The organism is Scopulibacillus daqui (assembly GCF_016908855.1).
Classification (GTDB): Bacteria; Bacillota; Bacilli; order Bacillales; family Sporolactobacillaceae; genus Scopulibacillus_A; species Scopulibacillus_A daqui.
Genome location: NZ_JAFBER010000038.1, coordinates 1 through 12,509, shown reverse-complemented (window position 1 = coordinate 12,509; position 12,509 = coordinate 1). Strand labels below are relative to the sequence as shown.

11 protein-coding genes and 1 pseudogene are annotated in these 12,509 nt (G+C 41.0%); 6 read left to right on the top strand and 6 right to left on the bottom strand.

Features of this window, described 5'->3' with window-relative positions; translation table 11 throughout:
* Positions 1-555: 555 nt before the first annotated feature.
* Entirely contained in the window at positions 556-915 is a 360-nt protein-coding gene (locus JOD45_RS15780; protein ID WP_205004876.1) for a YgzB family protein, read from the top strand.
* A gap of 24 nt (positions 916-939) precedes the next feature.
* Here the strand turns inward: JOD45_RS15780 and perR are convergent, their stop codons facing one another.
* The 4 genes and pseudogenes from perR to JOD45_RS15760 form a co-directional block, all read right to left on the bottom strand.
* Positions 940-1,383 (bottom strand): peroxide-responsive transcriptional repressor PerR, encoded by a 444-nt coding sequence (perR, locus tag JOD45_RS15775; RefSeq protein ID WP_205004875.1) that lies wholly within the window; start codon positions 1,381-1,383, stop codon positions 940-942.
* Positions 1,384-1,500: 117 nt separating this feature from the next.
* Positions 1,501-2,451 carry a D-2-hydroxyacid dehydrogenase gene (locus JOD45_RS15770; protein ID WP_205004874.1) on the bottom strand — a complete coding sequence of 317 codons (951 nt, stop codon included), beginning with the start codon at positions 2,449-2,451 and terminating at the stop codon, positions 1,501-1,503.
* 80 nt (positions 2,452-2,531) lie between these two features.
* Entirely contained in the window at positions 2,532-3,002 is a 471-nt protein-coding gene (gene bcp, locus JOD45_RS15765; RefSeq protein ID WP_205004873.1) for a thioredoxin-dependent thiol peroxidase, read from the bottom strand.
* A gap of 65 nt (positions 3,003-3,067) precedes the next feature.
* Positions 3,068-4,062, bottom strand: a pseudogene (locus tag JOD45_RS15760) (zinc-binding dehydrogenase).
* Between the two features lie 139 nt (positions 4,063-4,201).
* On the opposite strand from JOD45_RS15760, the gene JOD45_RS15755 reads away from it, so the two are divergent.
* From JOD45_RS15755 to JOD45_RS15735, 5 genes are all read left to right on the top strand, one after another.
* Positions 4,202-4,828 (top strand): NUDIX hydrolase, encoded by a 627-nt coding sequence (locus JOD45_RS15755; RefSeq protein WP_205004872.1) that lies wholly within the window; start codon positions 4,202-4,204, stop codon positions 4,826-4,828.
* Positions 4,829-5,091: 263 nt separating this feature from the next.
* Positions 5,092-6,996: an OPT family oligopeptide transporter gene (locus JOD45_RS15750; RefSeq protein ID WP_205004871.1), complete on the top strand. Its 1,905-nt coding sequence runs from the start codon at positions 5,092-5,094 to the stop codon at positions 6,994-6,996.
* A gap of 83 nt (positions 6,997-7,079) precedes the next feature.
* Positions 7,080-7,430, top strand: a complete 351-nt coding sequence (locus JOD45_RS15745) for a PqqD family protein (RefSeq protein WP_205004870.1) — start codon at positions 7,080-7,082, stop codon at positions 7,428-7,430.
* Between the two features lie 229 nt (positions 7,431-7,659).
* The gene (locus JOD45_RS15740) at positions 7,660-8,955 is read left to right on the top strand and encodes a glutamate-1-semialdehyde 2,1-aminomutase (RefSeq protein ID WP_205004869.1); all 1,296 of its coding nucleotides are present in this window, start codon (positions 7,660-7,662) and stop codon (positions 8,953-8,955) included.
* A 240-nt stretch (positions 8,956-9,195) separates the two neighbouring features.
* A complete protein-coding gene (locus tag JOD45_RS15735; protein ID WP_205004868.1) occupies positions 9,196-10,302 on the top strand; it encodes an aromatic acid exporter family protein in 1,107 nt (368 codons plus the stop codon).
* A 36-nt stretch (positions 10,303-10,338) separates the two neighbouring features.
* Here JOD45_RS15735 and nikC read toward each other — a convergent pair whose 3' ends face one another.
* Positions 10,339-11,196, bottom strand: a complete 858-nt coding sequence (gene nikC / locus JOD45_RS15730; protein ID WP_239549324.1) for a nickel transporter permease — start codon at positions 11,194-11,196, stop codon at positions 10,339-10,341.
* 193 nt (positions 11,197-11,389) lie between these two features.
* Entirely contained in the window at positions 11,390-12,394 is a 1,005-nt protein-coding gene (locus tag JOD45_RS15725; protein ID WP_205004866.1) for an ABC transporter permease, read from the bottom strand.
* Between the last annotated feature and the right edge of the window lie 115 nt (positions 12,395-12,509).

The following is a 12,509-nucleotide window of genomic DNA, read 5'->3' as shown; positions in this document are numbered from 1 at the left end:
GAGCCAGGATCAAACTCTCAATAAAGTATGGATGCGAACATCCTATATAAACTGTGAAACAGTTAAACTTTTAATCGTTATGATCCTTAGCTGTTGTTGAAAGTTGCCCTTTCAATCACGCTTGGCTTTTGTTTAGTTTTCAAAGAACAATCGTTATTTTTAAGTCTTTATCGTTTGACAGCGACTTTTTTATCTTATCAAGCCGCCAACATTTTGTCAACAACTTTTTTTATGTTTTTTCGCTTTTGCTTTTTGTCCCCTTCAAAAGCGACGCTATTAATATTAACATCAATTTATTTTGATGTCAATATTTTTTTGGTTACTGATTGATTTCCGCTGTAAAAATAAGTCTAAACTCAACCAGCTCTCTGATTTCGCTTTTAGAAGCTTGCCGTTCAGCAAGTTTCTTTCATTAGCGACAACGTTTAATAATTTATCATGGTTTTATAGAACGGTCAATACCTTTTTTCTATAATTTTTGCCCAGATAATATTTCGGAAAATATTTATAATTCGGGCGTTTGTATGCTATACTTCAATTAGGAGGTTGTTTCCTATGTTCTTAAAAAAATCAAGTAAGATTAACAAGTTTCGTACATTCGCACTTCTGCTTGTTTTCATTGGAATAGCTATTATGTATGCAGGCATCTTTTTTAAAAGCCACGTCATCATTATGACAATCTTCATGCTGCTTGGTTTTATTTCAGTTATACTTAGCTCCGGCATCTATCTTTGGGTCGGCATGTTATCTACAAAAACAGTCAAAGTCATATGTCCAAACTGCGGAAAACCCACTAAAATTTTGGGAAGGGTTGATATGTGCATGAGCTGTAATGAGCCTCTTACATTGGATCCAAACCTAGAGGGTAAACCATTCGATATAAAATACAATAGAAAAAGTTACAAAAAAAGCTGAGCACCTCTATCAGGTCTCAGCTTTTTAGTGTTGTTTTTCTTTTTGGCATTCAGGGCATATACCGTATACTTCCATCCGATGCTTTCCAACTCGGAATCCGGTGACATGTTCAGCGAGCGTCTCGACTTCATCCAGCCCAGGGTAATGAAAATCAACAATTTTGCCGCACGAATTGCATATACAATGATAATGATCGGAAGTAGCAAAATCAAACCGGCTGGATGAATCTCCATAAGTTAATTCCTTAACCAAGCCAGCCTTTTTAAAGACTCTTAAATTATTATAAACAGTCGCAACACTCATATTAGGAAATTTGCCTTCAAGCGCTTTATAAATTTCATCCGCTGTAGGATGCGACATCGATACAATAAGGTATTCCAATATGGCATGACGTTGCGGTGTAATACGTACGCCTGCTTCCTTTAACGTATTAATGGCTTCTTTTATCCGTTCCTCTGTCACCGTCATGCACCTCACTTTCAAAAACATTAATTATTAAATTAAAATATTTATAATTTGATAACTACATTTTACATGGTGCAAAGGGAATATGTCAATTATTGTTTCTTTTAAAAGTCCTCCCTTTTAATATCCCCGATCCAAGTCAATTTGATTTATAAAGTCATTTTCCTTATTTATGTACTTATAAAGATTCTCTTTAAAAATATCGATAGCGCGGGGCTGATATTGATTTGTCAGCGCTGAAATGTGAGGTGTTATTGTCACTTCATCCATCTCCCAAAATGGATGATTCTTCGGAAGCGGTTCCTCTTCAAACACATCTAATATGGCATGTGCAAGCTCTTTGTTCTTTAATGCATCGTATAAATCATGCTGATTTACAGTTGTGCCCCGGCCAACATTAATAAATACAGCTTCCTTTTTCATCACCTTAAAATGATCTTTATTTATTAAATGATATGTCTCGCTAGTAGCCGGTAGCACAGATATAACGTAATCTGCAAATTGTAAAGCCTCATTAACCTGTGTGATCTTATAGATGTGATCTATATACTCAACCGGACGGCCGCTCGTATTAACCCCTGTTGTTTCCATGCGAAATGCTTTAAGCAATCTGGCAATTTCGCTGCCGATAGCGCCAGGTCCTATAATTGTCGCTTTTTTGCCGGCAAGTTCTTCAAAGGTTAATTTTTGCTCCCAAACATGCCTTTCTTGATTTTTAGACAATTGGCGAATGTTTTTGGCATAGCTGAGCATCATTCCGATTGTAAATTCAGCCATGGGTATTTTGTGAATGCCTCTTGCATTGGTCACTATTATACTTTTTTCTTTGATCGCTTGAAATGGAAGATGTTCAATACCGGCTGCCATCACCATGATCCACTTTAAACGCGCTGCTTCACTCAGCACTTTTTCATCTACATCATCGCCATAAGTGACAAGGATATCTGCATGACTTAATTTCTCCTGAGCCTCCTGCATATTTTTGAAGAACAAAAAATTCACATTTGGAAAGCTGTTTTTTAATTCTTCTCTTAAATCACGGCGTATCTTTGCCGACGTAACAACATTCATCCCTATCCCTCATCTCTTAATGATGATAAAAGCGCGGGAGAACTCCCGCACTTTCCTGACAAAAGATATTCAAATGCTTGTTATGCTAAATTTTCTTTGACAAATTGCAATACTTCATCGACATGGCCTTTAACTTTCACTTTTGGCCAGATTTTTGCAATTTTGCCTTCCTTATCAATGACAAATGTGGACCGTTGAATACCCATATATTCTTTGCCAAAATTCTTTTTTAACTGCCATGCCCCGTATTTTTCCGCCGCTTCGTGATTAACATCAGCTAAAAGCGTAAACGGCAGACCGTGCTTTTCTGTAAATTTTTGATGTTTTTCTACAGGATCAGGACTAACCCCCAATACAACAGTATCCACATCGGCAAATAAAGCATGCTGGTCTCTAAAATCACACGCTTCGGTTGTGCACCCCGGCGTCATATCTTTTGGATAAAAATATAAAACGACGTTTTTCCCCTTAAACTCTGATAACGAAACCTCTTCACCGTTTGTTGATTTTAAAGTAAAGTCGGGGGCAGTTTGTCCAACTTCTAAAGTCATCGTACATCGCTCCTTTAATAAGTTATATGTAAGGTTGCGCCGGCGACTATTCAAATCGGCGCTTATTATTCCGCAATCTTAATCGCTATTTTGCCAAATTGCCTGCCCTTTTTAATTTTTTCCAAAGCTGCATTTGTCTCCGACAGCGGATAGACACTGTCTATGACAGGCCTGATTTCGTGCTTGTCAATAAAGGCGATCATTTCATGAAACTCTTCAATGCTGCCAAGTGTGGTCCCTAATAAACTATATTGCCCGTAAAAGAACTCGCGTAAATTAAAATTAACTTCGTCTCCTGCTGACGCGCCAAAAACAACCATCGTTCCGCCCTTCTTGAGTTGATTCAGCGACCTTTGCCAAGTCGCCTCCCCTACACTCTCGATAACAAGATCAATCGTTTCATTGCTCAGTTCTTTGTCCCAATCGCCATTCGTATCAACTGCTCTGTCTGCGCCTAACTGCAAGGCTTTTTCATTTTTTTCTGGGCTTCTAGAACTGACGATACTCGAGCACCAGCTGCTTTAGCCATTTGTACCAGAAATGTAGCGACTCCGCTGCCGGCACCTGGAATAAAAACGGTTTGTCCAGCTTGAAGGTTTCCGCGCGTAAACATCGCCCGATAAGCTGTCAGAGCGCCCAAAGGAAGAACCCCCGCTTCCTCCCAAGTTAAGTGCTTTGGCTTTGCTGAAACTTGTTCGGCATTGATTACAATGGATTCAGCAAATGTACCATTATCAGGCATTCCTAAAATTTCATGGTCTTCCGGCGGCGCAGGGCTTTTCTCTCTCCACCGAAGACTTGGGATAATGACAACTTCCTGCCCAATGGCCAGCCCTTCGACACCTTCGCCAATTTCTTCAATAATACCTGCACCGTCAGAGCCGATGACTAAAGGTGTTTCAACACCAGAGTGGCGGCTTAAAACAAATAAGTCACGGTGATTCAGCCCTGCCGTTTTTAACTTAATTTTCACTTCACAGCCTTTGACTTGCGGCTCATTTATATCTATATAGGCGACTCCTGCCAAACCTTCTTCTCCCTTATGTACAATCGCTTTCATCTGACCACCTCTACAGTTATTTTCTCAAAAGTTTGTCAATATCTCAAATATTTTACTTGCTAGTATCTGCTTTTTCTTAATATGTTAAGCTTAGAATGATATAGAGTTTTTCATTTATATAATGGAAAGGCGGGAAGTTATGGATTTAAATCAAATCAAGCAAAAAGTAAATGAAGATAAAGGCATAATAGATGAGGAACAGGCAAAAAAATCAGCCGTTCTTATTCCTCTTATAGAAGTGAACGAAGAGTGGCATATTTTGTTTGAAATCAGATCGAAAGCCTTGAGATCGCAGCCTGGGGATATATGTTTTCCGGGCGGCCGCTATGACAAAAAAGATGCAGGACTTGAGGATACAGCTATTAGAGAAACATCAGAAGAACTTGGAATAAACAAATCCGAGATTACCCTTTTAGGCGACTTAGCGATTTATGTCCCTTCTCCGCAAATGATTGTTTATCCATTTGTCGGATACATTCATTCAGCTAACAAAATAATGCCTAACGAAGCAGAAGTAGATTCTGTTTTTTCAGTTCCCCTTTATTGGCTTTTACAACAAAAACCCGATCGCCATATCGTTGATCTCATTGCGAAGCCAAAAGCCGATTTCCCATTTCACAAAATTTACGGAGGAAAAAATTATACTTTCCGGCGTCATTTTATGGAAGAGCTTTTTTACGATTATCATGAACATACGATATGGGGATTAACTGCAAAAATATTAACCCACTTTATAGAGGTTATTCAGAAAGACTGGGAAAATTGACTAGTATAAAAGAAATGTCTCTATTAATCAAGTGAGGATGATCCTTCTCGCTGCATATCGGAAGAGGTCTCTCACCTTCCCGCCGATTTTGCAGTCTGTTCAAAGCGTTACTCGCCTCTAACGCGCTCATTATACGGCGTTCGTTAGAGCACTGTCATTTCGTTCGAATATTAACACTAATATTTTAATTCTTAATATATAACCAAGACGGAAAATGTATGATAAAATGAATTTTGTCGAAAAAATTAAGGTGGTGAAACCGTTTGGATAAAGGTTCAGAAAAATCAACCAAATTTGTCCCTTATATTCCCGCATCAAAGTCACTGCCCGAATTAACAGTTACAGCTATCATACTCGGCATCATTCTTGCAGTGGTTTTCGGTGCAGCCAATGCCTATCTGGGATTAATGATCGGGATGACAGTTTCCGCATCAATTCCGGCGGCTGTTATTTCCATGGGCATTCTAAGAGGGCTGTTTAAAAAAGACTCGATTTTAGAAAACAATATTGTTCAAACGATGACTACGGCAGGCGAGGCTATTGGTGCCGGCGCTGTTTTTACTATTCCGGCCCTGTTTATGCTTCACATTCATGTTCATCAGCTCATGATCATTTTCATCGTGCTTGTCGGCGGTATTTTAGGCGTCTTTATGATGGTCCCGCTAAGAAGATTACTTATCGTTCAAGAGCACGGCAATTTGCCTTATCCAGAGGGGACCGCTTGTGCCGAAGTCTTAAAATCGGGCGAAAAAGGCGGATCCGGAGCTCTTAACGTCCTGTACGGCGTTATCATCGGCGGTGTTTTTAAAGCCTTAGGCGACGCACTAAAACTATTTAAAACTGAAGTTGAAACAGGTATTTACCATTTCAAAAATGCGATTGTCGGTTTAGATACCATGCCGTCGTTGCTTGGCGTCGGCTTTATTATCGGTCCGAGAATTGCCGGACAAATGTTTGCCGGCGGCCTGCTTGCTTGGGTTGTATTTATTCCGATTATCGGTTTCTTTGGTCAAGGGAACATGCACCATTTTTTCCCGGCCACAACACCACTGACACATCTTAGTGCTTGGGATATTTATGATAATTATATTAGATATATTGGTGCCGGCGCTGTTGCTGCCGGTGGGATTATAACATTAGTAAAGACCCTTCCAACACTGTTTGCCAGCTTAAAAGACACCTTAACCAGCATGAGCCAAAACAGATTAAGCTCGGCAACTCTTGAACGCACTGATCAAGATATTTCAATGAAATGGGTTATCGGCGTTGTTATCCTATTCGTGATCATTATCGCTGTTGATCCGATCGTTCACGTAGGCTTGATCGGTGCTGCTGCCATCGCTGTTCTAGGCTTCTTATTCGTCACTGTTTCCTCGCGAATTGTCGGCATTGTGGGGAGTTCATCTTCTCCTGTTTCGGGTATGACAATTGCAACATTGTTGATCGTTGCTTTGACATACAAACTGACCGGAGCTACCGGCAACGCGGGCATCATTATGACCATCAGTGTCGCAGCGATTGTGTGTACGGCTGTAGCTGTTGCAGGAGATATTTCACAAGACCTTAAAACGGGTTATCTTGTCGGTGCAACGCCTTGGAAACAGCAAATCGCCATGCTAATTGGTGTTGTTTCCTCTTCTCTTGTTATCGGCATTGTCTTATATGTCATGAATGCCGTTTACGGTATGGGATCAAAAGCATTGCCTGCGCCAAAGGGCGTTTTAATGAAAATTTTGTCTCAAGGCATTATGAATGGACAGCTGCCATGGGATTTGATCTTTATTGGTGCTGCTACGGCTGTTGTTATTGAATTTATGGGATTGAACTCATTAACCGTTGCGGTCGGACTGTATTTACCTGTGCATACAAGCATGCCAATCATGATTGGCGGAGCCGTTCGCTGGCTAATCGAAAAGTCAAGTAAACGCAAAGAGGACAGACAAGCTAGGCAAGACAGCGGCACATTATTTGCATCGGGTCTTATCGCAGGTGAATCACTCATCGGTGTTATTATCGCTTTCTTAACATTTGCAAAAGTCCCAATGCCGGCAAATATCATGCTTACAAACGGATTAGTTTCGGTCATTTTATTTATTATTGTCATCTTTTCCCTCTGGTTCTTTGCTTTCAGAGGCTCCAAAGGAAAATCTTCGACCGGCAATCCTTAGAAAGAGAAAGACAGAGGCGTCGTATACTGCTTATACTCGCCTAGCTTGATTATTATTTAAAGTAAAAAAAAGGATCTGAAATAATGTTAAAAGCTTTTCGCAAAAAAGAGCATGCCAACCTCATCGACATGGTTCCAGTCTTAAATGATAAGTTTCGCATTGAGGAAATTAACAATAAGCATTATTTAATTATCCCTAGAACAACAAGGCTTGAAAAAGCTGCCATTAAGTTTTTCAAGCAGCCGAAAGAACATCGCTATCAGCTTGATGATCTTGGTCTGTTTGTATTAAAGCACTGCAACGGCGAATACACTGTCGGTGAGATTGAAAAACGATTGCAAGAACATTTCGGAGAAAAGGCTGAGCCTACATTGGCCCGTCTTGTCAAATTCCTTCAAATATTAGATACTAATCATATCGTTACTCTTCAGTGATTAAAGTGCTGGCATCATGCCGGCACTTTCATTCTTTAGGAGACGTTCAAAAGTTCGGCGGCGAATGAGAAGCGGTATGGGGCAGGTGTGCGCTTTCGCCTCAGATGACTCGGAGAAGCAGCGCGCTTCTCGCTGCAAAACGGCAAGAGCCATCATTCAAGCAGTGGCCTGCCGCCTTTTTGAACACAAATGACAGACAATCTCTCAGTGGGAAAGGAAGTATATAAAGATGAGGCATTTCGAAACCTCGGAAAAACTATACGAAGAAGCTCAGGATCTTATCGTTGGCGGCGTTAACAGTCCATCACGTGCTTATAAAGCGGTTGGCGGCGGTGCACCTGTTTTTATGAAAAAAGGAAAAGGCGCTTATTTTTGGGACGAAGACGGCAACCGTTACATAGATTACTTAGCGGCATACGGTCCTATTATTACCGGCCATGCCCACCCGCATATTGCAAAAGCAATAAAAAAAGCTGCAGAAGAAGGTGTGCTTTACGGAACGCCGACAGCATATGAAAATCAGTTTGCTAAAATGTTAAAAGAAGCGATTCCTTCATTAGAAAAAGTGCGTTTTAATAATTCCGGCACTGAAGCCGTTATGACAACGATCCGTGTGGCAAGAGCCTATACCGGGCGCAATAAGATCTTAAAGTTCGCCGGCTGTTATCACGGTCATTCAGACCTTGTCTTAGTCGCGGCAGGAAGCGGTCCATCAACATTGGGAACGCCTGATTCCGCCGGTGTTACTGAAAATATTGCCAAGGAAGTCATCACGGTGCCTTTTAATGATATTGACAGCCTTAAGCAAGCGATTGATCGCTGGGGCGATGATATTGCGGCTGCTCTTGTTGAACCGATTGTCGGCAACTTCGGTATTGTGATGCCTGAGAAAGGCTTTTTAGAAGCCGTCAATGATATCGTTCACTCAGCGGGCGGCCTCGTTATCTATGATGAAGTCATCACAGGTTTTCGATTTACTTACGGCGGCGCCCAAAACTTGCTTGGCGTTGAGCCGGATATGACGGCTTTGGGCAAAATAATCGGCGGCGGCCTGCCAATTGGCGCATACGGCGGCAAAAAAGCGATTATGGAACAAGTTGCGCCGCTTGGACCGGCATACCAAGCTGGAACAATGTCCGGCAACCCGGCGTCGATGCAGGCGGGCATCGCTTGCCTTGAGGTTCTTAAACAGCCTCATGTCTATGAAAAACTTGATGCTCTCGGCAAACGCCTTGAAGACGGCATTTTAAAAATTAACGAAAAATATCAATTGCCAATCACAATTAACAGACTAAAAGGCGCCATGACACTCTATTTTGGAAACCATCCTGTCAAAAACTATGAAGATGCTCAAAACACTGACGAAGAAATGTTCGGCAAGTTTTTCAAATTAATGTTGAATCAGGGCATTAACCTTGCGCCGTCTAAATACGAGGCATGGTTCCTGACTACAGAACATACAGAAGATGATATTGATGAAACATTAAAGGCTGTTGATTATGCTTTTTCACAGCTGAAAAAATAGGATATTGAACTTTTTTTAACAGGAATTGGCGTTTGCCAATTCCTTTTTGGAACGAACTAAACAGCGCGAATATAATTTATTTGTAAACTTTTTTAAAATGAAGTTTTAACTATTGAATTTCCGCGGCAAACATTGTATAGTCATTGGCATGTTAAGAAAAACTCATGTCGAGGCCTTCTTATCTTTTTATAAGAAAGCATGGATCGGCAGGTTTTCTTCATCTTACTAGTTTTAGAACGAGTGAAAAAGGAGATATTTGTTAAAATGAGACTCGGTGCCCGAAGTTTAAAAACGGGGTTAGCAGTAGCTATTGCATTGATTATTTCTAAGTTATTGCATTTAACACCGGTAACAATGAGCGGCATTGCCGCTGCGGTAGCCACACAGCCATCGGTACGCCGTTCCCTGAGAACCATGTTTGATAATATTCAGGGCAATGTCATTGGCGCCATTATTGCTATTCTGTTTGTAAAATTTATTGGATCTAATCCATTCGTCATCGGCCTAGCGGTTATCATCGTTATTGTGATTATGTTGAAAATGCGTTTGCATCCAACAATAAATTTAACAATGGTTACAGTAATCGTTATTATGTCTGGCCAACCGCCCGAAGGCGACTTTACCAAATATGCCTTAGAGCGCATCATTCTCGTTCTTATTGGCGTTGTATGTGCAACTATCGTAAATATCGTCTTTTTGCCGCCAAATTACGAAAATCGTTTGTATTATAAAATATTAAATCAAACCAATGAACTGCTGAAATGGATCCGATTAATGAGCCAACATGCCTCTGAGCATACAAAAATTAAGCAGGAGCTTGCCTCTTTTGATGAAAATAAGCTTAAGATTGATAATTACTATCATTGGTATAAGGAAGAACGCACTTATTTTAAAAAGAACCGGTTCGCCAAACACCGCCGGGCTGTTATTTTCCGGCAAATGATCGCGTCAACTAATAAACTTCATGATATTTTAAAAGTTTTTTATCGAACGGAGCAAGACTTCCACAACCTGCCGGAACCGTTTAAAGATACTTTGAAAAAACGCCTGGACGGTCTAATGAATTATCATGAACGGATTCTGCTTAAATTTAATGGCAAAATTCGTGATGAACATCATGAAGAATATGCCAAAGACACTTGCCAATATAAGAAGAAAATCACAGAGTCTTTTATTGACTTTTATGATGAGACGGCACAAACGCACTGGTTGAATGTCTTTCCTCTCATCGCAGAGATTGTCGCTTACAGCCAGCTGCTGGAGCATTTGGATATGCTTGTGGAAAGCTTCCAAACCTATCATAAAAGTGCCAACAAGATGAATCTTGTTGAGGAAAATGAAGAATAAATGAAAGCCGCCGAATCCCGGCGGCTTTGTTAATGTTTAATTTTTCATTTTCGGATCTAAAGCATCCCTTAAACCGTCGCCCAATAAGTTAAATCCTAACACTGTCAGCATGATGGCGAGACCGGGAAAAATAACTGTCCAAGGAGCGTCTTGGATATATTCTCTTGAGTCGGAAAGCATCCTGCCCCATTCCGGATGAGGCGCTTGTGCTCCCATACCTAAAAAGCCCAGAGCCGCTGCATCCAAAATAGCAGTAGCAATGCTCAGCGTCCCTTGAACAATGACCGGCGCCAAACTATTCGGTAAAATATGGCGGAAAAGGATTCGCGAATCTTTCATGCCAATGGACCGTGCGGCTATAATATATTCCTCTTGCTTAAGCGTCAGCACTTTAGACCTTACAAGCCTTCCAAAGTTAGGAACATTCACTGTTGCAATGGCAATTAAGGCGTTATTCAAAGACGGCCCAAGAATGGCTACAATTGCAATTGCTAATAAAATGCTTGGAAAAGCTAAAAGGATATCAAAAACCCTTGAAATCACTGTATCTATAATTCTGCCGTAAAAACCGGCAATGATGCCTAAAAAAGTCCCAACAATAATCGACCCTAAGACAGATAAAAAACCGACGCGTAATGAAATTCTTGCCCCGTATAAAATTCTGCTGAATATGTCGCGGCCAAAATCATCAGTTCCAAACCAATGCTGGCTGGATGGCGGCTTTAGCCGCAAACTCAGATTTTGATCATTAATGCCCTGCGGTGCCAATACCCCTGCAAATACGCCAAGTAAAATAAAAAACAATACAATGCCTGCGCCGGTCAAAGCCAGCTTATTTTTGCGGAAAACCTTCCAAGTTTCTTTCCAAATCGATTCAGGCCTTCCTTCTTTCATATTCACATTCGGGTTAACCGGCGGTTGATTCGCCGCTCTCTCAAGCATAAAATCCCCCCCTTTTTGTTTTATCATTGCCTTTCAGTTTAAGAGGCTGTATTTTGCCAGACGTATGTTTGCAAAGCGTTGTTCGGCACTCCTTCACCGAGCTTATTCTATGAATCACCGTTTCCCGTCGCTATGGCGAAAATGCTTATTGGTACTTTATGCGCGGATCAAAAACGGCGTACAGGATATCAACAAGTAAATTAATCATGACAAAAAAGAAAGCAATAACGAGAATTCCTGTTTGAATGACTGGATAATCCCGATATTGAATAGCATCGTAAATATAGCTGCCAATCCCCGGCCATCCGAAAATCGTTTCCGTTAAAATCGCACCGCCCAACAATAATCCTGTTTGTAATCCAATAACAGTCAAAATCGGAATAAATGCATTTTTCAAACCATGCTTATAGACAATCCAGAACATTTTCTGTCCTTTCGCTCGTGCTGTGCGAATATAATCAGATTTCATGACCTCAAGCATGCTCGACCTTGTCATTCTCGCAATAATAGCAAGGGGTATCGTTGCCAGCGCTATGCTAGGAAGAATCAGGTGCTGAACAACAACCCAAAACTGATCAAATCTTCCTTCTATCAAGGTATCTATTAAATAAAAATGAGTGATTGGCGCTACCGTATTTCTGACATCGTCGCGTCCAATCGACGGCAGCCAATGAAGTTTTAAAGAAAAACCCCATTGCTCCAACAGGCCAAGCCAGAAAACCGGCATCGAAACACCGATTAGCGCGATCACCATTGCTGTAAAATCAAAAATAGAGTTTTGCTTCCATGCGCTTAAGATGCCGGCATTAACGCCAACCACAACTGCAATAACCATCGCGACAACCGACAGCTCAATCGTTGCAGCAAGGTGCGGCCATATTTCCTGGCTGATAGGTTCATTAGTTCTGATTGATGTTCCAAAATCCCCTGTTAATAACCCTTTGACATAATCAAAATATTGAGTGAACCAAGGCTTGTCCAAACCTAAAGTATGATGAAGACTGGCAATGGCCTGAGGCGTCGCTTTCGGTCCTAAAATGGTTTGCGCCGGGTCTCCGGGAATTGCCCGAATGATTGAAAAAACAATAACAGACATGCCGAATAGAACAGGAATCAACATTAAGATGCGACGGGTTAAGTAAGATAACATTGCCTCACCTCATTTTTTTAAAAGGGCTTGTCTGATAAGTCCTTAAAATGAAGCAAGTGGAGAAAAACAAATTGTTTTTCTCCACTTGCTTTTATATTTTTTCGATTTTTCTTCG